This window comes from Obesumbacterium proteus (assembly GCF_001586165.1).
In the GTDB taxonomy this organism is placed as follows: Bacteria; Pseudomonadota; Gammaproteobacteria; order Enterobacterales; family Enterobacteriaceae; genus Hafnia; species Hafnia protea.
Map to the genome: position 1 here is coordinate 118,964 of NZ_CP014608.1, position 20,673 is coordinate 139,636.

Sequence of the window (20,673 nt, forward strand, 5' to 3'; positions counted from 1 at the left end):
CCCCTTAATCAAGACCGGTACCGGCCTGGCTCAGGCTAAAGCCATAGTTCACCTTGCGGCCCTTCTCTTCATAATCAATGGCAAGCTGTTTGGTGATATGGATCGCCACCTTCATGCCCGGCGGCACGTAAATGGCATCAAAGGTTTGGCCATAGCGGGCTTTCACCCAGTCCGCCGTATCCCGCATGCCCCCGGACAAGGCCTTGCCCAACACGGCCTGCCCGGCATCCCCCGTCAGCGTAGAGGTCACCCCGCCATATCCGTTGGTCTGCGTGCTGTTCTGGTTCTGGGCCAGGGCATCACCCGCCGCGCTGCTGGCCCCCAGCGCAAAGAGCGTCGGCAGGTAAGTTGAGGCGTTGGATTTGCGCTCACCGGAAAGGCACGGAATACCGTTTTCATCAGACAACCAGCCAATACTGCCGGCATTCCCGTTGCTTTCGCCCTGGCCTCCACCCTGACTGTCAGCCTGCCCGGCAGGCCTTGGCAGGGTGCGTACGGTACCGTCTGAAAACACAAACGTAATGCTAGTCACTGAGCCGCGCACGCACGACAACGTCCAGTCTCCTGTCGCCGTACCGGATACGACAGCCCCCCTGCACATCCGGCAGATCGATGCCGTTTGCGGTCAGGTTGTCTTTTCCTATCAGCACTTTGAAGGGGTAAGGGTCAGTCACTTTCCCATCGATGGGAACGCGGCCTAGCAGCGCGGTCATCGCCCGACTGCCGATTAAGGTAGAGTTCTCAGGCAGGGTATACACCGGGTCTACGGGCCCTTCGGCGGCTTTATTGCCACTCAGCGTCTGGCCGGTATTCGTTTTGTTGACCAGCTCCGCTTTCTGACGGGTAATGGCGTTGTCGTCCATAAAAGAGGTGGCAAAGGAGAACCCGCTGGCAGTATTGGTGTTTCCCTCTCCCACGGGTTTGCCGCTGGCATCGACGGCTACGCCGTCTTTCGGCTCAATCCACTGAAGCCCGTCGCTGCCCGCCGCGGGGGCGGGAGTGCCACTGCCCTCAAGGCCTAATCCCACAGGAATATCGCTGCCGACCGTGGAGGAATTTCCTGTCACCGTCTCCTGGGTACGGCTGCCTTTATCCTGTAACTGCTGCATGAGGCCGCCTATTTTTGCCGTCAGATCCTGCACCTGGTTCTTCAGTTGGCTCTGCTCCTTGTCAGCCACGGACTGCGCATTGACCACCGCCTGATTAATACGCTCATCGACGTTCTGGTTAGTCTGCTTAAGGTTCTTGTTTTCCTCAGCCAGGCTCTTATTGTCCGCATCGAGCTGATTTTGTCTTTTGGTCACCGTCTTCAGGCTGCCGACCAGCGTTCTCAGGGTATCCTGCGGCGTGTCCCCCTCGATGCCCATGGCCTTCATATCCTCCGGCGTCAGGTCAGGAACGACCGTTCCGGCCGTGGTCTGCGCTTTCTTCTCGCCGCCTGATGAGCAGGATTTGACGCCGATAAACACCGCGCCAAGGATGGCCAGAGGCACCATGAGTTTGACTAAACCATTGGATTTGATTTTCATTGACGGGAACTCCGCGACTTTTTGGCATGAACGGGCGTCACGGCGGGCTCGGCCAGGAAAGCCCCTTCCGGACGGCCTTCAACCACCAGATACAACACCGTGGTATCTTCCGGCGTCCCGGCATTTCCTAACCACCGGTGCTGGAACGTCGCCGACACAAATTGCCCGTCCAGTTCACGGGGATCGAGAATGACTTTTGCCGCCGACGTATTGCGTACCTGCAGAGCCACCACGCTGTAACCATTGAGGGTCCAGGCGGCCATCGGGCTGACCATCACCGGCGCTGAGGGATAAAGGGTCGTGACCCGGGACGGTAATTTCAGGGCGACCGTACTGATGCCCGGCACCGCTTCAACCGTCCGCAGCGGCCCATAAAGGCTTTGCGCGGCATAGCGGGTCAACACCACAGGTAGCGGCGCATTCAGCTTCGCGGGTTTACGTCGTTCTGTTGTCCCCTCCCCCTGAGTGGTTGCCGGCTGCCCGCTGTTGCCGGCACCGCTGACCTGGGTTTTATCGCTGGCAGAGGCTGACGACACCTCACCGTCATAGACCACCTGAACCGGCTCACGGGTTGCTTTCCCCGCCGCCGCGCTGACGTCGAGCAGGATAATTTCGCCGTTTTCCTTGTTCTGCAACTGCAGGCGCGTCACAGGAAACGCGTCGGTGGCATCCAGATAGACCGCCCCTCCACTGCTCTGCACCCGCAGCTTGCCGTTAAGGGAAGGTGGAAAACCCACCCGCACGTTTTTGTCCACGAACACGATCCGCTCCTGTCCCACGTTGAGCGGTATCTGCAGAGGGATCCGTTCCCACTTCATCAGCTCCACGGCATGGGCGGCACCGGCCGTTGCTATCAGTAACCCACCGGCTACCAGGATGTTTAATTTCACTGGAATACCCCCGTTTTCTTCTCCGGTGCCTGGACAGGCATCGCCTCCAGACGCTGCGGCACACCGTCATAGCAGTCCATGGCCAGCCCAAATGGATTACGCTCAGGGTCCCCCTCCCAGCGGATCACCTTTATCGGATAACGCACCATCGCCCGCTTAACCGGTTCGGTGTGGTAATACTCGTCCGCCACCAGATCAAGGCGGGCCACCCATTCATCCTCGGATTTGATCTCCACGCTTTTACTGCTGTAACCGCGTTTGGGGATCTCGTAAACCACACGCACGCGGTCTTTCAGCTCGCCGCTGTTGGTGCGAAATTCGGCATCCTTATTCAAAAAATCCTGGCAGGCAGGCGTCAGGAAAGGACTCATCTGGGCAATCTTTGCCGGATAGTCCACCTCCCCGTCTTTGGGCCAAGCATTGAGCTGCTGGAAAATGTAAAAGGCAAAGCTGTACACCGTTGACGGCGGCACTTCCCACCATTTTTTGGTACTGCCCGACCGCAGATCGGGCGGATTGTGGATGGTCAGGTTACGGGGTGCCAGCATCCAGCCAGTGCTGGTTGTCAGCAGCGCAACAAACAACATGCCGCACACCAGCCGAAGGGTAAAAATATGGTTGTCGCGTGCGCTTACCGCATTGCGAAAACGGCTCATTGAATAACTCCCCGTTTAACCGGGCGCGTACGCCGCAGCGCCCATGCCCGGCTGTGGACGATCAGCCCCCGAAAAAGCCCGGCACGGGCATGCAGCTCCTCCAGCCGACGCCACAGATAGTTGTCTGGTTTTCCGCGTTTGTAATTACTGACCCAGCGCCCGCCGATAAACACCACGATGATGGGCATAATCAGCATGCAAGTCGGGATCGCAATCCAGCCGACTGCGGGGATGAAGACCAGAGGAAGAGAGACCGGGATACCGAGTACAAAACCCACCGCGGCCGCCAGAAGAAATTCTCCGGCGGTAAAGCCTCTCCAGACGACGGGCGGGGTATTCAGACGGTCAGGTAAAAACTCGATCACGGCCATACCGCCTCCTCAGATGATGTCGCTGGATTTGGTGACAAGCCAGATAACGACGACCAGCAAGATGACGCCAATAATCACGAAGGTGCCGAATTCCGTCCAGGTCGCCTTACCCTGACGGACGTGATGGAAGCAGCTGATTGCCGCATTAGCGACAACGATAAAGGCCACAGCCGCAATAATCAGACCGCCCAGCGTCAGACCGTCGCGCAAATAGCCTTTGATGGTGGCATAGGTACCGCTCCCGCCTCCTGATGAAGGCTGCTCAATGGGCGGAAGGTCAGCCAGGGCATTACCGATATAAAAAAGGGTGCTGCCTGCCAGCAGGGAAAATTTGTTACGAAAAAATGTCATTAACTTCATATAATTACCCTTACTTCAGTGGAAAAACAGGAAGAGTGTTACGAGCAGCAGAATCACCAGACGGATGGCCGATTCCGGCAGTTTGCTCATGGGAATGGATTTGTCAGACACGCCGCGATAGGCCGTCACCAGCACCCAGGCAACGAACAGAAACAGCACAGCCCCCAGCAGACCTAAAATCAGCAAATTGAGAGCCGACGGTTCCATGCCGCCGCCAGTGCCGGCACTCCAGCCAGACTGCTGAGCAGAGGTCATAGACATCAGCGATCCTCCTCGCCGCGGTACTGGCCAGTGACTGACATCGGTATCGAAGGCTGAGCGCGGGAAGGTTCCAGATAGCGCGCTATGCCCTGCTTCATCGTGGTGATGTCGCGGGTTGCGCTGAGGTAGTCGAAGTAGAAACGGGCATCCTGACCATTCTGGTTGGCCAGGACGCGAGCCCTGTCCAGTCCGGCCTGAACCTGATCAAGCTGACGCATCACCAGGGCCAGTTCATCTTTTTCGGAAGCCTGCGTCGGGAACGAGCTGAAGCTGCACATAGCCAGCAGCAGTACGCAGAGTCCTGGGGTTGGGCGCATGACGCTCTCCTGTGTGTTTAAGGTTGCGGGGAAAGACTGACGCAACCGAACAGGGAGAGCAGCAGGAAAGTGTTTATGGCAGGGTAAAAATTAAAATGAAAAAGTCTGATTCCAGGATGAATGTGGTTATACCAAGACTTCGGGAATATATGTTTTTCAACCAGGTTTGATAATGCAACCCATGAGAATCAATGCGGTTCTCAAGTACACTTTAGACGACCAAAAGCATTGGGTAAGCATCAATTATTGTTCCCTGCTTCCTTTATTAGCTCAAAGCCAACCCCGGCTATTTCTTCGTGCTGCTTTTAGAACAGGGTGTGAAGCGGACATTCTGCCCCCTTATTAAACTTGCCAGCAGTGCGTCGACAGATTGCTTAAGAACAATACGTTTCAATAAATGCGGAGAACTAGAAGGGCATGCTCAAATAAAGTCCCTGCGGTGATTCGTTTTTAGAAACCGACTAGCCCTCACCCCTTTATGTTTATAGCTGGCTTTGGTTCCTAGAATTCATCAGCGGTATTTTGGTAGTAAGGTTCTTTTAGAACGAGGTCTTTGTTGTGCCAGCGCTCTTAGAACTGCCGAAACGGCGAAGAAAGTTGGCCTTATGTTAAATCCCATCACCTAGCAACAAACCCATCATGATGATTTAAAACAACAAATAAATTAAAACCTTTTGTATAAGTAATAATTTCCCTCATAACTGGGCACGTTGACGGCCTCCGCAATTCAGGCATAGCATGCAAACACTGTATGTAAAAACATATATATATATACAGCATCAGTGGTATGGCAGAGCACTAAATATAGCGAACCTGATGTTAGTTAGTGAGCCATAAAACGCATACCACACTTCCCGTAAGTAAAAAATATAATGATTGAAAGAGGAAAAGACTATGCCTGGATTCAGTTATAACGGTGACGGTAAGGTTCCCACGGGCTATTTTAATGGGCCTCCGGTGACCTATGATTCTGACGGCTCTGTGCGTGTAAATCTATCTCATGTTGATGAGGGCAGTACGAATACAGGAACTGGCAATGCAGGCGGGCATGATACCGGCAGCGCTTCGGGGTCATCCGGTTCTGTAGGCAGTAATTGGGCTGGCTCTGGACCAGTTAATACGTCGTTGATTAACGCCACCATTTCAGAAAGCCTGAGTAACTTACTCGTCGCAGTAACGTCTACCGCATCTTATCGAATATTGCGCGCGGCTTTTGATGCTTTAGCTCTTGTTCAACAGCCTGTTGCACGTGACCAGATTGTTCAGGCCTGGCAGCGCGCCCATGACCTGATGCCGGATAAAGTGACAGAAAGTTATGAAACCGGCGGAAGCAATGGTCATACAGCAACCCGAACAACCGATAATGCCGCTAAAAAAACGATGGCCCAGGCCGTTACTCAGGTTCTGAGCGATCTTCAGAGTGCAATATCTCAGCATCAGAAAGCAGGCGCTGCAGCCTCGGAGGCGGCAGCATCTGCAGCTGCGGAAGCTGAAAAACAAAGACAGGCGGCGATTGCCGCTGCAGGCATTGCGGGGCTGAATCAGTCGGTTTCTCAGTCTCAGGCGAATCTGAATACTGCGACCGCAGAGCAGTCGCGTTTGCAGCAGGCAGCGAATGTCGCTGCGCAAAACGCGGTGAATCTTCGACAGGCCGCTCAGTCAGCCGAGTCCGCTGCGCAACAGGCGGCGTTACGTGCTAACCAGCTGAATGCACAGGCCGCCAAGCTCACTAAAAGGAACGGTGACTATGGTCACTGGGAAGCACGTGATGTTGGTGGGAAAAATGATCGAACTGTCAGCATTTTTGTCACTGAACTCACCGGTAGCACGTTGAATGCGGCGCGGACGAACGCAACAAACACTCGTAACTCTGCCAATCAGCAGGCTGGCCAGGCCAGTGCGGCAGAGCAGGCCAGTGCGGCGGCGGCGGTGGCCGCACGTGATGCAGAAACCCGTCGACAGGCTGCGCAGGCTGCGTTGACAGCTTCACAGCAGGCTGCGTCACGCGCTGCGGAAGCTGAGCGGCAACGTAAGGCCGCAGAGGCCGCCGCGGCAGCGGCAGCAACCGCCGCCCGAGCAGCAGAGGCTGAACGACAACGTCAGGCGGCAGAAGCCGCCGCAGCGAAACTCGCGCAGGCTATGCAGGCACGCCAGGTTGCAGCTGACTCGCTGAGAACAATCAGTATTCAGTCTGTCCGTGGGATCCCTGTGAGTGCTTCTATGACCGGTACACCCATTAGCTGGGCTGTAGCATCCGAGGGCGGCATTGTGCTGGGTGAGGATGTCGTCGGCGCTGCCTGGGGCAGAATCAGCGCAGCCCTCGCCGAATTGCGCGGTATTGCCACGGCAAGTCTGGCTGGCCCGGTAGCCGTGACGATTGTGGGGCTGCTGTATTCAAGCAAAGTAGGTGTGGGCAGTGATGTGGTACCGGGACGGGATATCAGTACGTTGATCTCCGGAGACGTCTTGTCTTTGCCCGATTCTGCGGTATTAAATCATGCGGCTGATACGAACGTGGGTATTTCTATGCCCGTTCGCGGTCAAATGGTTATGCGTGAAAATGGTACGTTAGAAGCGCAACTGGTACGTACCGGTATTGCCGGCAGCGTTCCGGTCGTAAGAGCTGTAAAGGATAATAAAACCGGTTACTGGAGTTATACGCTGCCGACAATGGCGGGTGTGCCGGCACAGACCATTCTGGTGAGTCCTGCAGATGCGCCTGGTGTAAACACGCCTCTGACGATGAGCGGTCCGGTTCCATTGCCTGAAAACATTGTGCATACAGGAAACCCAGTCTCCGCGCCACAGGGCGTGACGGTCACCACGACGCCGGTGGCAGACGATCTGGATTTTAGAGACGTCATTCTGATTTTTCCGGCAGAGTCCGGGCTGAAACCGCTGTACGTGATGTTGCGCAGCCCCCGGAATATGCCCGGTACCGTCAGTGGTAAAGGCCAGCCCGTTGGGGATAACTGGCTTGGGAACGCCGGTGTGGGTGATGGTGCGCCGCTCCCGAGTCAGATCGCCGACAAATTACGCGGAAGGACGTTCAGGAATTTTGACGCGTTCCGTCAGGCATTTTGGTCGGAAGTGGGAAAAGATCCAATTCTAAATAAACAGTTCAAAGCGGGTAACTTAGGGAATATGCAAGCGGGTAAAGCACCTGTGCCGCGAGAAGTGGAACAAGTTGGTGGGCGTGTAAAATATGAGTTGCATCATATAGAACAGATTAAAAACAGTGGTTCGGTTTACGATATCGATAATCTACGAGTAACAACACCAAAGCGTCATATTGAAATACATAAAGAGGGTAAGTAAATGGAGAACAAAACAATTTCGGACTATACCGAGTCTGAGTTCTTAGAGTTCGTTAAGCAATTTTTTAACGTACAAAGCACGACGGAACAAGAAGATACAAAAAAAATTCTTGAATTCAAACGCTTGACCGAACACCCATCGGGTTCTGATCTTATTTATTATCCCAATGATGACAGGGAAGACAGTCCTGAAGGAGTTGTAAAAGAAGTTAAAGAATGGCGAGCTGCTAACGGTAAACCTGGCTTCAAATCGTAATAGCAAAGTCGATACGGCCCTCATATGGGGGTCGTATCGATGATTAGCAGATATTCGGAAATAGCCCTACGCTTACATGGATTAGCTCAGACTTGAACTGACAGATTTCGTAGGTAGAACATCATCAAATCTGACAGTCCGGTTTGAGCGAGGAGCTGACATTGGCTTTTCATGTCTGTAAGAGATACCCACCGGCTGGTGGCTTTTTTAGCGTGTCATCGTCAAACTTATACCGCACCCGCCACTGGTGTTCCCTGATGGAAAGCCAACTCCCATTGCCCCCTGTCAGAATACACCCAGCAAGAAGAACGTAGGGATGCTCGGCTGCCGTCCGAATTAAACGTCTTGTAGTGCAGAATGGCGCAGCACTCCCCTATGCTGAGCAGCCGGAAATCACTGCTAAGAATGATCGTTGGACTTAATTCGTCAGCCAGAGATGCTATCGTCTCCGTGCGGTCAACTATTACACCTGACCGTGTAATTTCCCGAAATTCGGGATGCAATATCTGTTCAAGCCATTTCCGATCATTCCGCCGGACACCGTGAAGACTGCATTCAAGTGCTTTCAGCTTTTCCAAGAGCATTTTTCTCACCCTAATTGAACCCTGCAATTGAATGAATTTATCATAATAGCTAAGGCTAATCTTTAATGCCCCCGAGAGGTAACCTCCGCTTTTGGCATAGGAGTACCAAAGGGCATCTATGAGCAAGAAGTAGACGTTTTGCATAAATTGGTTTTCTGAAGAGCCACAAGCCATTCATTTTCATAATTAACACATATCAAAACGCATTAAAGCAATGTATATATAGGGGTCTTCCCCGATCATGGTGGGAGACTCAGAACGCCATATTCAGTTTCCCATAGTGGAACATTACACCCAGCTTGAACCGTTCTTTATTCCTGAAGCCTCGTGATTTGATCCTCAGCAGCCGTATTTTACTGTTCAGAGACTCCGCATTGCCGTTCGATACCCGGTTTTTCATTGCATTCAGGATGCCGTAAAGGCGCTTTGCCACCATGCGGGCAACGCTGGCCATGAGCGGTATGCCGGTGTCTTTGGCCATCGCCATCCATTCCTGCCACAGCTTACGGCTATGATCGTCATACCTGCGGTGCCAAAGATCCCGAGCAAGCTCTTTCATTGCCCAGCACTGGCTCGTTTGGGGTAACACCAGACGGGCAACTTCTAACCTCTCAGCCCGGCGCCCGAGGCGGTTTTGTTTGCTGTAAAACCACAGGTAGCGTGAGCGGTGGGCATCTTTCCTTTCTGACGACGGGATCTGTTTCATCTCAGCCTGGCGGGTTTTATCAACGACGGCGCACAACATTTTTGCCACATGGAAGTGATCGAAGGCGATTTTATCGACGGCATTTGGGAGATGGATGCGGGCTGCACTGATATAGGCCATGTTCATGTCCATAGACAGCGTTTTTATCTCATCAAGCTGGTGATCTCTCAGACTACGCAGATAACTGGCAAGACTTTCTACACCGCGATCATCGGTCAGTTGCAAAGCCCGTCCTTGCCTGTCAGAGATTACGGTGACGTACTGATGTCCTTTTTTGAACCCAACTTCATCTACGCAGAGGTGACGCGCCGATAAGGGTTGTTTTATCCGGGCTAATCCTCGTCTGACTGCGCGCATCATAATGCCGTCCACGGCATTCCAACTGAGTTTAAGTTGCTTTCTGACAGCATCCACGGTGCTGACTTTCAGCCATGAGAGAACAAAGGCCTCGAACAGCAAAGTGTAGCGGCTGCCTGGCCCTGCCCAGGGAATCGGCAGTGTCTGGCAACCGTGCTCTGGGCAGTCAACGCGGGGGACATCAGCCTCAACCAGCGTGGTGAACTGACAGGTGTCAAGGTGACGCCATTTACGCCGCCGGTGATCATGTATGGAGCAGGATTTACCGCAGGTTGGGCAGGTTAGTTGTGCGTGCCCAGCAATGCCGACAATGACCGTCACAGAACCGGATTTTTCATCAAGGGAAAGGGACTGAACCTGCCACGGTGCGGACAGGTTAAGGATATGAGCATAGAGGGATTTTTCGTCCATGAAAGTGCTCCGGGTTGATTAGATACTTAAAAGATTTACACATTCTTCTGGCACCCAACCAGACTCTCCAGAGTGTTTAAGCGCCCAGTACCAGCCATTAAGAGACTTGATGACAGTAATTTTCTCGCTGGACCTGACTGATAATTCAAGGGCCGTGTAGTCTTCAAGACAGGTAACTTCATTAGAACTGAGGGGAGAAAATATTTGTTGGGGAGCCCATCCGGCTTTGCCTGAGGGGAGTGTTATCCATACCCACCCCGGATATTCAAGGTCACAATGGCTGATAACGACAGTATCATTCTTCGTTATCGAAATGGGGTCAGGAAAAGCAGAAGTGTAATTTTTGATGACAACAGCAGCATTATTCAAGTGACATCTCCCATTGTTCGGTGAACAGCCAAAATCCTACAATAGCCACCACAACAGGGGAAGACCCGTGTATTCACAGTAATTAGACAATATTCTTCAGAATGAATAGCCTCAACGCGTAGCAATCGTGTCGGCGATGGCACAACAAAGTGTGGCATTAGTCCTCTCAGCGGATAGGTTGTGTCACAAACTTCCGCTTTTGGCACTAAGCGGCCTGAGAAGGTGTCCAGGAATAAACAAAAAAGCTGATTTCTTTTCGTATCTCAATGAAAAATATGTTCAGCGTTCTTTCTCATCAATCCAGGCAATGAGATCGGCGAGCCTCTTCTCAGAAAACACGGCTATACCATGTTCAGTGAGTAGCGAAGCTGCGACTCCCATACCTGACTTACGTTGGCCGCTAAATGAACCGTCATAGATGAATTGGCTACCGCATGTTGGACTGCCGTCGGTTAACAACGCAGCGGTACAACCTGACTCCTGAGCTGTACGTAAGGCCAACCAGGCGGCAAGCTGATAGTGCTCAGTTACATCCTGCCCCGTAATTTCAAGTATTCTGACCTGCGCCTTCATTACGTCTTTACCATCAGTAGAAACAATCTCAGCTGAGGGACGTGGAATTGGCAACCCAGCGGCCAGTTCAGGACAGTGGATCACAAGACGCTGCTCTTTCTGCCAGCGCTGCAACTGATCGGTCATTTGTGCTTTCTCACTTCCGTCATAGCGCACCTTGAACCCCATTAGGCAAGCACTTACCAGTATTTTATTTATCATCGTTATCGTATATCAGGGCAAATGAATGCTTGAATTATAACACTTTCACTTTTTACATAGACATGCCTGTGGCAGGGTCAATACGTCGCTAAGAGTGAAAAGCGGACCGTACGCCGTTGTCACAAAAATATCTCGCCAGGGATAACAACGATATGGCTGAAAACAGTGTGCCTTGAGCACGGGCAACGGTTCAATATGACTCTCAATCCATAACTTTTCCTCTACAGGAGACACTGCGGCGCTGTCGCTTTACCTTTATTGTCGTCTTCATATCCACGTTATTTGGCTATACAGTAACAGCTGATTATTTGCTGAGTATAAGGCATGTCCAATATGAATATTTACGAGAAACAGTATCGTGAACTGATAGCGAACGGTGCTACAGCATGGGCTGGAGATGGTTATGTAAGGGCGAAAGAACAGCAGGAACGGGTGTTTTCCTGGCTCAGCATACATGAATATCTTCCACCATCTGGAGCAAAGGTTCTTGAGCTTGGATGTGGAAATGGCGCAATGGCAGCGCAGTATCTCGCCGAGCATGGTTATGAAGTTTGGGGAGTAGATTTAGCTGAAACTGCAATCAAATGGGCTGAAGAACGCTTTCAACAAGCTAATCTCACCGCCCATTTTATTGTTGGTGATGTCTGCAACCTACCTCAATTTTCAGATTTAGAATTTGATCTGATTGTTGATGGTAGTTGTTTGCATTGTCTTATTGGAGAAGCCCGGCAACGCTGCCTGGCTGAAGTAAAACGAGTTCTTAAACCCAAAGGGCACTTTGTGATCAGTTCCATGTGTGGGAGCCCCCACAACCCTGAAGACATTGACTGTTATGATATCGAAAAACATCAATTGCTAAAGAATGGTCAACCTTGGCGTACCTTACGACCACTTCAGGCATTGCTGGATGAGGTGCGGGAAGCACAATTTACCGTTCGCGCTACAAAGATTAATAATAACCCATGGTGGGATCATGCAACTCTCGTTTGCTCTGCACTCTAAGCTCATCCAATTGGTAAGATTGATAAAGTGTAATGTGATTGTTAAGCACCAAGCTAACTCCTGGCAGTTATGAGCGAACAGCAGACGTTTACTGAGGACTACTAAATATTTTCATCATTTTAAACATAACATCCCTGTTGTGAACCTGAAGGATTCTGGTTATAAAAACAGCAAGATAACTCATTGAATGAATCAAAAACTCAGGAGACATTTTGCCGAAAACTACCTCTCGACTGCATCTTCGCGCCGTAATCAACTCAGACGGAGATGACCTTTTCAGAATTTATGGCGACCCTGCTAAAAATACGTTTAATCCTGCAGGACCGTATCCTGATATTGATTATGCCCGCGATGTTTTGGCTCGATGGCTTAAACACTGTATACCGCCAGAACAAAATCACCGAACGAAGTACTGATTCTCGAACATCGCTAAAAAAATGAAACGACATTCTTTTATCCGGTATAATATATATAACAAAAAACAACTTAAAATGGTGCTATATGTATAATTATGAATGGATTTTCTTTGATAAAAATGGCGAGAAACTTCCAGTAGTGAAGACATCTGAGAATCGCATTTATGCTGCGGGCGATATAAAAACTCACAATGGGAAAAGCTATGAAATTGTTCACAGGATCATCGATCGCGTGAACAAAGATAGTGACCTCCAAATAGCCGTCGAAGTTTAGCATTTACCATTACGCCTGTGTGACAAATCTTGATGTTCATCCCTGCTAGCAACTATAGAAACCGCAGGGCAACAAGCATTCTATTTCTCCAAAATCGGCATCAAGGCAGGAGTCAACATACTCTCCACTCTCTCATTGTCAAAATTACACGCAGACAATTTCACTGAAAATCCAGTATTTCTTTTCAAAAAAAACGACAAAAATAAAATTTAAAGTATCTATCACCAATAAGTAGTATTGGCTGGAAAAGTACTTTTTTTATAAAAAAACTGCCATATAATTATGGTCGTTACATCCATGTAATCCATTATTAATAAATAGAATCACCACCTTTATTTTGGCCGACGCTCGGCCTTTTTTTTGCTATTACCGCTCGAATCCAGGACAATTTTATCCCCCACGCACCCCAGCTGTAAGTAGCCCTGCAAAACGAACCATCAACTTTTAGGGAGCCTCTAGCACTCCAACTTCCGCTTTTGGCACAGAGCTGCCTGTCAGATTAGCTTTGACTTGTGCCGTAGTTATGTCAGCTCAAGTTTGAGCTAATACATCACATTTATAGTTCAAACCTAATTTCATTTCATTCAACTGACCTGTTCCCTGTTTATTAATGTACGGAATGTTAGTGACATCCGCTATGGCCCTAGCGGACTGTCATATTTATTTCCTTCAGATAAACAATGGTTTTAGGTCTCTAATAACCATCGCCATATCGTAGCTGTTGTTTGTATCGCTTACGATTTTCCCGACGACGCTGATCGGGTGCTATCTGACCGGACATGTTCAAACAATGTTCCCGTCGCCTGACAATTGCCTCACGAACAGAATCATCAACAGTGAGATCGAGCACATCCAGCCAACGGCGGGCTGCCCGATACCACCAACCACGCTCTTCAATCATCTCAGCTTGTTCATCTTTTAACGTCATGTTCATCTTAAAGATACTTTTTGAATGCACCGGTCACGACCGTCAGCACAAAACCCAACATCATCGCCGAGGGTAACAGAAGCAAATTAGGCCATACCGCCGTTGGCCAGGCTAGATAGAGCATACAGGGGCCGTACATTGCCGGTTTCACGTAACGCTTCGCGTGATGGTAAACAAAGCTGGACTCATAACCAGCGCCGTAGCGACGTAAATCCCGACGAACGAGGCCGTCAACAATACCGATAACGCTTACCATGATAAATAACGGTACTGACAACACCAGGATAGCCACGCGAATGGCGAAGATAATCGTTACATACACCGTGGCCTGTAAATATTCCCACAATGCCCTTGCCAGCCAGCTACCAGCCCGGCTAAGCGTCTCTACTGTACCGCCCTGACTGTGCACACTGCGGGCGTTATTCACCCAGCTGATAAATCCGGTATCCACAAAAATCCATTGATACGCCTGTTGTATCCACGCGCTGATGACTACCACTGGCTGTGACAGTATCAGGCTGCGGGTAAAGCCTTCAGACAAATAACCGCTTTCCGTTAACATGACTTGTCGGCTGTGTTCGGCACCCTCACCGGCCCAGATAAAGGTCATGCCGGCATATTCGATAAGCAGGCTGACCAGAAGAGAGGCCAGTAATATCCCAACCACCTTCCAGGGCATCAGCCAGAACAGGGTAATGAACAGACCGGGTTGTTTGGGCGGAACCGTCTGCTGTCTCTGCTGAACTTTCTCCTCGGCCATTATCCCTCCGCAGATGCCGCCAGGGCATCAGAAGGTAAGGCGCTGCCCGTCCACCAGGTTTCGCCGGTGCGATAATTCTGTTGCATATATTCTGCGATGCGGCTGATGCTTTCCGGCATCAATGGGTCGTTACCGCTCCCCGGTAACGGCATCCGGATTTTCCACAGCCGCCCCCCTTCCAGCAGGGCAAATGCCTGTCCCTTAGGGAGGTTGATGATATCCGCTGGCGTTATCATCGGCATTCTGGCCAGCGTTACCTGATCCTGCACGTTACTGTTAAAATCGGTTCCCTCACCCGGGCGCGAAACGTCGGTCACGCCAGACGTGAGGGTTTTATTGTACACATCCACTTCTGGCAACTGACTGGTCAGCAGCTCCGCCGTGCTGTTCTCACGTACCCGCAGCATAATCAGTGAGTTGAAGTTACCGACTACCTGGTTCGCCTTCGCACGGCTACCCACGCGAGCCTCAATATCTGAAAGGGTTTGGGTGTACGCCGTCACCTGGATACCGGCACCGCCCCCCTTGTTGATAAGCGGGATGAACTCATCCCCCATCAACTCATTAAACTCGTCGCAGTGCAGGTTAATGGGAACTTTCTTTTGCGTGGCGATGCCGGTTTCATCTGCCAGACCAAATTTATAGATATGGCCGGCGACTGAAACCAAATCTGCAAACATGCTGTTGCCAACGGCCGATGCGACCTCCGAATCCGACAGTGCATCGAGGCCGACATATACAATCCCTTTCTTGCGGATCACTTCCTGCCAGTCAAAGATGGGACGCTTATCGTCCATATCGTTGTAATCCGGAGCCAGCAGCGCCGCCGTCTTGCCCGTGGTCAGTTTCTCCAGCAGGGGCAGCAGGGAGGCCACGATTTTATCAAAATAGGTTCGGTCATAGCGAACTGCGCTTCGCAGTCCATCGAGTACCGGATCCCACAGTTTCTTCCCTTCATCCGTGCTCAACGTCATCTCAATGGCCCATACCCGCATCGCGTTGGCTTGTCCCTGCATGTTACGCGGCAAGTCTTTATCTTTGAGCATGCCCGATGACAGCAAATTCTCCACCTGCATCAGCAGGTGAGGCGCTTTTGAGGCCAGCATATTCTCTACGTAGGTTTCATAGAGCTCACCAATGTTGGTGACGTAGCGCAGGATAAGGGTGTAGTCAGGACGCTGTCCAAGTGCCACCAGCGCCCGGGTGATGATATTCACAAAACGCCAGGCGAATTCACGAAACGCCGCCGAGTTCCCCTCACCGGACAACTGCCCTGCGACGCGTGAAGCTACTTCAGAGAGGCGGCTAAAGCGGCCGATGGCGTTATAACGTGCGCTGACGTCTGGCCACCCCAGGTGAAAGACGTAAAACTCATTCTCCCTGCCCGCTCTCCGGGCTTCTGCATACATGCGTTTGAGCAAGTCTGCGTCCCCCTTGGGGTCAAACATTACCGTGACATCACCGCGGCGAATGTCCTGGGTGACAAGCACCTCGGCCAGACGGGTTTTGCCCACGCGGGTGGTACCGATCACAAGCGTATGCCCCACCCGCTCGCCCAGGTCATACAGCACGTCACTTTCATCAGGTTCGACACCGTGATAAACAGGACTGCCTCCCACTGGCGGTAAAGGCCGTGCGGGATTGAATATTGAGTCGGTCTGCGTCAGACGACACAGCCACGGCAGGCTGTATTCCAGCCGTTTCTCCAGGTCGCGAGCCATGCGATAGATAACGGAAGGCTGAACATAATGTTCCGCTTCAGGCCGTCTTGCCTCCAGCAGACGTTGCGTGTGTTTTTGCGTCCATTGAAATCCGCGGCCCAGGAACAAATACCTCTGGCTGACGGGGATTTGCCGGCTGCTCAACTCATAGCGCGGCAAACGCTTAATATTGCGACGGTAACGCAAGATACGCAGCCCTTGCCGCGTACGTTGAAGAGCCAACACGCCAAAGCCGGCGGCAGTGACCCAACTGACAGAAGGGGCCAAGGCAACGGCCCAGGGTGCCGTCAGACAGATGTAGGTTGCACTCCACGCAGTACCTGCCGTATACAGCTCTACGGCAGGTCGCAAAAGGGACTCCATAACATAACGATCGCTCATCGCTGCTTATCCTTCAGATTATCGCTACCCTTTTCCTCTGCTGTTTCTACCGCGCTTACTGCCGGTTTTAGCAATGACGCATTCAAACTCCATACGTAGCGAATTCCCTCCAGCAGCACGCTAAAGAGAAGGACACACTTCCCTATTTGATTCATCAGGTAGTGATCTCCCAGAACTATTCTAGCCAAGTCAACAAGTTGTCCCACAGGAAGGAAAAGCCAGAAGCCGAACGTGGACGCTCCCATTAAGAAGAAAGGCACTGCGACACACACCCGCCAAAACAGGCTTATCCCATAACGAAATGGATCGACCAGAAGGAATGCAAATGCTTCAAGACGACCAAAGCCCAGCTGTCGCAGTCGATTGAATTTTGAAATAAAGGATTGAGGGGATGTCATAACCGGTCTCTCACTTATCGATGTATTGCCAGCCGGCGTTGCCGGACAGCAGTTTTAACAGACGATTGCCGCTGATAAGCGAAACGTCGGGTACTGTAACCGCGCAAAATATTTTGCATAGAATTGCGGCATATTTTGCATACCTAAAACCACTAGTTTCCGCACAATGCAAAATGAACTGCAACAGTTAAACCCAGAAACGAGATAGATATTCTGTTGCACCGTTTGCAAATATTCGCCGCGCCCTTGCCACAACATCAGCGGTCATAACTAAGCGGCGGCCACCGATCCGGCCCTCAGCCCTGGCTGCTGCTAATCCAGCTCGCGTTCGTTCAAAAGCCATCAGCGCTATCGATATAAGCACCGCGCCAAATATCGCATGGCCGAACGAACCAGCAAGTTAATTTGCTGAAATTGCCGCTGGCGCGGTAAAAACTCCAGCAGCATATGTATAGCCTATCCCAGCTATAGTGCCAGCTGGTATTTTTACCTCCTCGCTGCCGTCTGGCGGTGCCCAATCTGATGCGCCATCCCACATTACGATATTCACAACAATGCCGCTTTCAATTACAGCGTACTGCGTTGCTGTCGATGTTACTGCCGCTTCTTGATTCATTATGCGTACTCCTCAATTTCCATCATGCCCGGCAGGCCGTTGCCGCCGGTATATGCCACACCAGATGATAATGAAACAGCACCAGATCCGCCGCCGCCAAACCCAGCGTAAGGCGTCAGCCCAGGACCGCCAACCACACCATTTGCCCCCGTCCCCATCTGATTACTCCCCCCGCACCCCGACCGGGCCGTAGTTGGCGTTAGTGACATTCCTTCAGCTGACCACACACCGCCATTTGCCGTTAATGTCGTAACAGAGCCAGTTACAGATGGGGATGCCGCGGCTTGGCCCTGGACCATGAAGACCGCAGATGACATGACGGGAGCTACGCCGCCGGTGCCTCCAGGGCAACTTATGCTAATTCCCGGCGCGACAAAGCTGGTAGTTCCGCCATTACCTCCGGCTACATTGCCTGTTGTACCGATCCCGGCAGCACCGATTGTTATTGTCGCTGATGCCGGCACTGGCAAAAATACTTCAAGATAGGCACCTGGGCCACCGCTTCCACCAATGCTTGAATATCCCGCTGCGCAAGCAGATGACCCAGCGCCTGCTGCACCAGCGCCGGTCATTCTGATGCGGATATATCGAGTTCCTGGTGTCGGTGTGTATAGTCCGCTGGCAAGAAAGACGCGCGGTGCGCTAAGCATTCGACCGACATAGCCTGTGCCGTCACATAAACCAAGGTTTGCGAGAGCCAGGGCCAATGCAGAGGGACCAGCGGCGGCAATCTCTGAGAAACGATTGGACGTCTGGAGGAATAAAGATTTAAGAGCAGTAAGCAACTGATCTGATTTTGTTTGGTCAAGAACTACTGCGGGATTTGCAGCCTTGATGACAGAAATGATTTCTTTCTGTGTATTTTGAACGGCAGATTGAACATCATTTTGAAACTTAGCTGAAACAATAGTGCCGAGGGCACCAGTGGACTGGTCTCCATCATGGAAGAGACCGTCAGATGTGTTAATTGGGTTAATGACATCTTTCATTCTAGCTGTCCTGGTAAACGAAATAGCAAAAGGTATGGGCAGGTTTCAAATCATTGAAAACGGATTCAATCACAGCATCTGCAAAAACAGATAAGTGCTCTCCAACTGCTGAGGAACCTGTACGGAAATAATAGGGCTTGACCTTAAGACCAGAGATAACTACACCCCATGTCCACATGGTTCCTTCAATCATGAGGCGGTCGCCACATCGGTTAATCCCGACATGAAAAGCTGTAGGCTCAACAATTTCAATGCTGTAGCCGAGCCTTGATGCAAGCTTTTTGAAATAAGGAATACTTAGACCACCGGTTTCAGCAATTTTTAACAGCACCTTTTCAAGTCGTTGTTGGTAGGTCATATCCGCATTGGAACCAATCCCTAAAACACGTTCCCAATCACTAAGTAAGTTGGCGGCATAAATGGGGGTAACAGCTTTAACTATCGACTCAGACAGAAGATTAACTGCATCAAAGGCGTTACCCTCTGCGCTAAGTTCCGCCTCAATAAGGGGCTGTTGCGTGGCATAAGCCACAGGCGGAAGAAGTAAAGCCAGCAGAGTGGCGTTGTCTTTACTCATAACATTGTCACCGTGATAGTCCCCGCACGGATCCATTCCACAACAGAGTCGTCAACAGTAGGTAAAACATTGCCAACAGGTGAAATAATGCTGCGGTCAATAACGCCGGTCACTTCGGATATAAGCATTTCAGCCTGAGAACGGATAAACGCATCGCCTGGAGGCAAACGGTTGATATAGTCGGTGATGCTGGCCTGAATCGCCGCAGTGGCTGCAGCAAGCGTGACGCCATCGAGTGAAACCCTTATATTCAGGTCAACAACTTTAAACGTCGGAGCCAGTACCAGTGAGTTTTTAGCGGTCACTGGCCGGACTGTATCGATATAGGTCTGGGTGGCCAGCAGGATTTCGGCTGACGGCGCACCGGCAGCGGAGGTAATAACAACATCGACCGTACCCAATCCCCGTCTTAAGGGGTAAACGTAAGCTCCGGTGACGCCATCAACCGACATCGCCCAGCGCTTGTAGTCATATTTATTGCCACCAGCTGGCGGACGGCGAATAACGTCAAGCAGCCTGACCAGCATTTCAGCATCGGTTTCCTGGTCAGTGCCGCCGCCCATGATGCCAATAGTCACAGTGCTGTCGAACCCGGCAGGCGTGGAGGCAAAGATACCGCTGACTGCCGCCAGTGTATTACCGGCTGAGCCTGATTGACTTGCAATGGCATCAACGCTCGCGGTTCCGTCAGCGCCGATAGTGACCGCTGTCGTGGTGGTGTAGGAGAGTGTGCCGCGATTGATGACATAACCGGCCGCGGCTGTCGCGTTAACCTCGCCGGTGACGCCGATTTCCCCCGTGGCCGTGGTCTGAGACTTGCGATAGATATCACGGGTTCGGCAATGCCATTCGAGGTATTCAGTATCGGCCGTATCAGGAAAAATCTGGCGGACAATCCAGGCCTGATGCTGATAAATACCAGTAGCAACGCTGGCAACCGATGAGGCCCGGATGTAATAATCGCTGTCGTCTCCGGTATCCGCATCCGGCAATAGGTTCACGATATCCCGCAGGATATTCTGGCGGATGTCTTCAAAGGTCGGCGACGTGAACGGCATCAGGAGACTCTCACAGGGAGTTTAAAGGTTTGTTTTTGGTTGGCGGCGGAGACCACTTCAACCCGTAAGATCAACCAGCCAGGATTACCCTGACTGGCCGTAACCGTGATGCTGGTAGCACGGCCATCATTGACCAGAGGTGCCAAAGCTTCTTCGGCATATTGTTTCGCCAGCACCCTGACGCGGCTGACATCCTTCTCGCGCTGCAGTAAATGCAGCTTTGAACCCAGTTTGGGATTTGCCCACCAGGAGCCGAGCGGCACCATCAAACGCAGATAAACTGGATTTGCCAGGGTTTGAGTCTGAATGCCGGCGTAGTCGCCAGTCGTCGGGTCGAGAAGAGTATCCATGCTGGCAGGTTAGCAGCATGGATCTCAGTGATTCAGTTGAAGGGG

Annotated in this window: 22 protein-coding genes and 3 pseudogenes; 4 read left to right on the plus strand and 21 right to left on the minus strand. The window is 51.6% G+C overall.

Features of this window, described 5'->3' with window-relative positions; genetic code table 11:
- Nucleotides 1–4 precede the first annotated feature (4 nt).
- The 7 genes and pseudogenes from DSM2777_RS00595 to DSM2777_RS00625 all read right to left on the minus strand — a co-directional run bounded on the left by DSM2777_RS00595 (nucleotide 5) and on the right by DSM2777_RS00625 (nucleotide 4,384).
- Nucleotides 5–1,529, minus strand: a pseudogene (locus tag DSM2777_RS00595) (TIGR03752 family integrating conjugative element protein).
- A complete protein-coding gene (locus DSM2777_RS00600) occupies nucleotides 1,526–2,347 on the minus strand; it encodes a TIGR03749 family integrating conjugative element protein (protein WP_237087860.1) in 822 nt (273 codons plus the stop codon). Before DSM2777_RS00600 ends, DSM2777_RS00595 begins: the two are co-directional and overlap by 4 nt.
- A 68-nt stretch (nucleotides 2,348–2,415) precedes the next feature.
- On the minus strand, nucleotides 2,416–3,075 hold the full coding sequence (locus DSM2777_RS00605) for a PFL_4703 family integrating conjugative element protein (RefSeq protein WP_061552880.1): 660 nt from the start codon (nucleotides 3,073–3,075) through the stop codon (nucleotides 2,416–2,418).
- Nucleotides 3,072–3,446, minus strand: coding sequence for a TIGR03750 family conjugal transfer protein (locus DSM2777_RS00610; protein ID WP_061552881.1), 375 nt, complete (start codon nucleotides 3,444–3,446; stop codon nucleotides 3,072–3,074). Before DSM2777_RS00610 ends, DSM2777_RS00605 begins: the two co-directional genes overlap by 4 nt.
- A 9-nt stretch (nucleotides 3,447–3,455) precedes the next feature.
- Complete coding sequence (locus DSM2777_RS24360; protein ID WP_061552882.1) at nucleotides 3,456–3,806, minus strand: TIGR03745 family integrating conjugative element membrane protein; 351 nt, start codon at nucleotides 3,804–3,806, stop codon at nucleotides 3,456–3,458.
- A 15-nt stretch (nucleotides 3,807–3,821) separates the two neighbouring features.
- The gene (locus DSM2777_RS24365; protein ID WP_052184467.1) at nucleotides 3,822–4,067 is read right to left on the minus strand and encodes a TIGR03758 family integrating conjugative element protein; all 246 of its coding nucleotides are present in this window, start codon (nucleotides 4,065–4,067) and stop codon (nucleotides 3,822–3,824) included.
- A complete protein-coding gene (locus DSM2777_RS00625; RefSeq protein ID WP_061552883.1) occupies nucleotides 4,067–4,384 on the minus strand; it encodes an integrative conjugative element protein, RAQPRD family in 318 nt (105 codons plus the stop codon). Before DSM2777_RS00625 ends, DSM2777_RS24365 begins: the two co-directional genes overlap by 1 nt.
- Before the next feature lie 894 nt (nucleotides 4,385–5,278).
- Between DSM2777_RS00625 and DSM2777_RS00630 the strand changes: the two genes are divergently transcribed.
- Both DSM2777_RS00630 and DSM2777_RS00635 read left to right on the plus strand, forming a co-directional pair.
- Nucleotides 5,279–7,702, plus strand: coding sequence for an S-type pyocin domain-containing protein (locus tag DSM2777_RS00630; protein ID WP_061552884.1), 2,424 nt, complete (start codon nucleotides 5,279–5,281; stop codon nucleotides 7,700–7,702).
- On the plus strand, nucleotides 7,703–7,957 hold the full coding sequence (locus DSM2777_RS00635; protein ID WP_061552885.1) for a bacteriocin immunity protein: 255 nt from the start codon (nucleotides 7,703–7,705) through the stop codon (nucleotides 7,955–7,957).
- A gap of 227 nt (nucleotides 7,958–8,184) precedes the next feature.
- Here the strand turns inward: DSM2777_RS00635 and DSM2777_RS00640 are convergent, their stop codons facing one another.
- The 4 genes from DSM2777_RS00640 to DSM2777_RS00650 all read right to left on the minus strand — a co-directional run bounded on the left by DSM2777_RS00640 (nucleotide 8,185) and on the right by DSM2777_RS00650 (nucleotide 11,158).
- Entirely contained in the window at nucleotides 8,185–8,715 is a 531-nt protein-coding gene (locus DSM2777_RS00640) for a nuclear transport factor 2 family protein (RefSeq protein ID WP_335340654.1), read from the minus strand.
- A 79-nt stretch (nucleotides 8,716–8,794) separates the two neighbouring features.
- Nucleotides 8,795–10,015 (minus strand): ISL3 family transposase, encoded by a 1,221-nt coding sequence (locus tag DSM2777_RS00645; RefSeq protein WP_061552886.1) that lies wholly within the window; start codon nucleotides 10,013–10,015, stop codon nucleotides 8,795–8,797.
- Between the two features lie 18 nt (nucleotides 10,016–10,033).
- Nucleotides 10,034–10,384 (minus strand): SH3 domain-containing protein, encoded by a 351-nt coding sequence (locus DSM2777_RS23565; protein WP_071889847.1) that lies wholly within the window; start codon nucleotides 10,382–10,384, stop codon nucleotides 10,034–10,036.
- 279 nt (nucleotides 10,385–10,663) lie between these two features.
- Nucleotides 10,664–11,158, minus strand: coding sequence for a 2-thiouracil desulfurase family protein (locus DSM2777_RS00650; protein WP_024191716.1), 495 nt, complete (start codon nucleotides 11,156–11,158; stop codon nucleotides 10,664–10,666).
- A 333-nt stretch (nucleotides 11,159–11,491) separates the two neighbouring features.
- Here DSM2777_RS00650 and DSM2777_RS00655 point away from each other — a divergent pair, with 333 nt between their 5' ends.
- On the plus strand, nucleotides 11,492–12,160 hold the full coding sequence (locus DSM2777_RS00655; RefSeq protein ID WP_061552887.1) for a class I SAM-dependent methyltransferase: 669 nt from the start codon (nucleotides 11,492–11,494) through the stop codon (nucleotides 12,158–12,160).
- A 212-nt stretch (nucleotides 12,161–12,372) separates the two neighbouring features.
- Nucleotides 12,373–12,537, plus strand: a pseudogene (locus DSM2777_RS24830) (GNAT family N-acetyltransferase); the annotation flags it as partial.
- A gap of 1,007 nt (nucleotides 12,538–13,544) precedes the next feature.
- Here the strand turns inward: DSM2777_RS24830 and DSM2777_RS00665 are convergent.
- The 10 genes and pseudogenes from DSM2777_RS00665 to DSM2777_RS00705 all read right to left on the minus strand — a co-directional run bounded on the left by DSM2777_RS00665 (nucleotide 13,545) and on the right by DSM2777_RS00705 (nucleotide 20,628).
- Entirely contained in the window at nucleotides 13,545–13,784 is a 240-nt protein-coding gene (locus tag DSM2777_RS00665; RefSeq protein WP_237087807.1) for a PerC family transcriptional regulator, read from the minus strand.
- A 1-nt stretch (nucleotide 13,785) separates the two neighbouring features.
- The gene (locus tag DSM2777_RS00670; RefSeq protein ID WP_061552889.1) at nucleotides 13,786–14,538 is read right to left on the minus strand and encodes a TIGR03747 family integrating conjugative element membrane protein; all 753 of its coding nucleotides are present in this window, start codon (nucleotides 14,536–14,538) and stop codon (nucleotides 13,786–13,788) included.
- Nucleotides 14,538–16,640, minus strand: a complete 2,103-nt coding sequence (gene traD, locus DSM2777_RS00675; protein WP_061552890.1) for a type IV conjugative transfer system coupling protein TraD — start codon at nucleotides 16,638–16,640, stop codon at nucleotides 14,538–14,540. The genes DSM2777_RS00670 and traD overlap by 1 nt, the downstream gene beginning before the upstream one ends.
- Nucleotides 16,637–17,038, minus strand: coding sequence for a hypothetical protein (locus DSM2777_RS00680; protein WP_061552891.1), 402 nt, complete (start codon nucleotides 17,036–17,038; stop codon nucleotides 16,637–16,639). Before DSM2777_RS00680 ends, traD begins: the two co-directional genes overlap by 4 nt.
- 214 nt (nucleotides 17,039–17,252) lie before the next feature.
- Nucleotides 17,253–17,375 (minus strand): annotated as a pseudogene (locus DSM2777_RS25140) (DNA-invertase); the annotation flags it as partial.
- A gap of 63 nt (nucleotides 17,376–17,438) precedes the next feature.
- Nucleotides 17,439–17,654 carry a hypothetical protein gene (locus DSM2777_RS00685; protein ID WP_061552892.1) on the minus strand — a complete coding sequence of 72 codons (216 nt, stop codon included), beginning with the start codon at nucleotides 17,652–17,654 and terminating at the stop codon, nucleotides 17,439–17,441.
- On the minus strand, nucleotides 17,654–18,643 hold the full coding sequence (locus tag DSM2777_RS00690) for a glycine-rich domain-containing protein (RefSeq protein WP_061552893.1): 990 nt from the start codon (nucleotides 18,641–18,643) through the stop codon (nucleotides 17,654–17,656). The genes DSM2777_RS00685 and DSM2777_RS00690 overlap by 1 nt, the downstream gene beginning before the upstream one ends.
- A gap of 1 nt (nucleotide 18,644) precedes the next feature.
- Nucleotides 18,645–19,220 carry a YmfQ family protein gene (locus DSM2777_RS00695; RefSeq protein ID WP_061552894.1) on the minus strand — a complete coding sequence of 192 codons (576 nt, stop codon included), beginning with the start codon at nucleotides 19,218–19,220 and terminating at the stop codon, nucleotides 18,645–18,647.
- Nucleotides 19,217–20,278, minus strand: a complete 1,062-nt coding sequence (locus tag DSM2777_RS00700; RefSeq protein ID WP_061552895.1) for a baseplate J/gp47 family protein — start codon at nucleotides 20,276–20,278, stop codon at nucleotides 19,217–19,219. The genes DSM2777_RS00695 and DSM2777_RS00700 overlap by 4 nt, the downstream gene beginning before the upstream one ends.
- Nucleotides 20,278–20,628 (minus strand): phage GP46 family protein, encoded by a 351-nt coding sequence (locus tag DSM2777_RS00705; protein WP_061552896.1) that lies wholly within the window; start codon nucleotides 20,626–20,628, stop codon nucleotides 20,278–20,280. Before DSM2777_RS00705 ends, DSM2777_RS00700 begins: the two co-directional genes overlap by 1 nt.
- Nucleotides 20,629–20,673 lie beyond the last annotated feature (45 nt).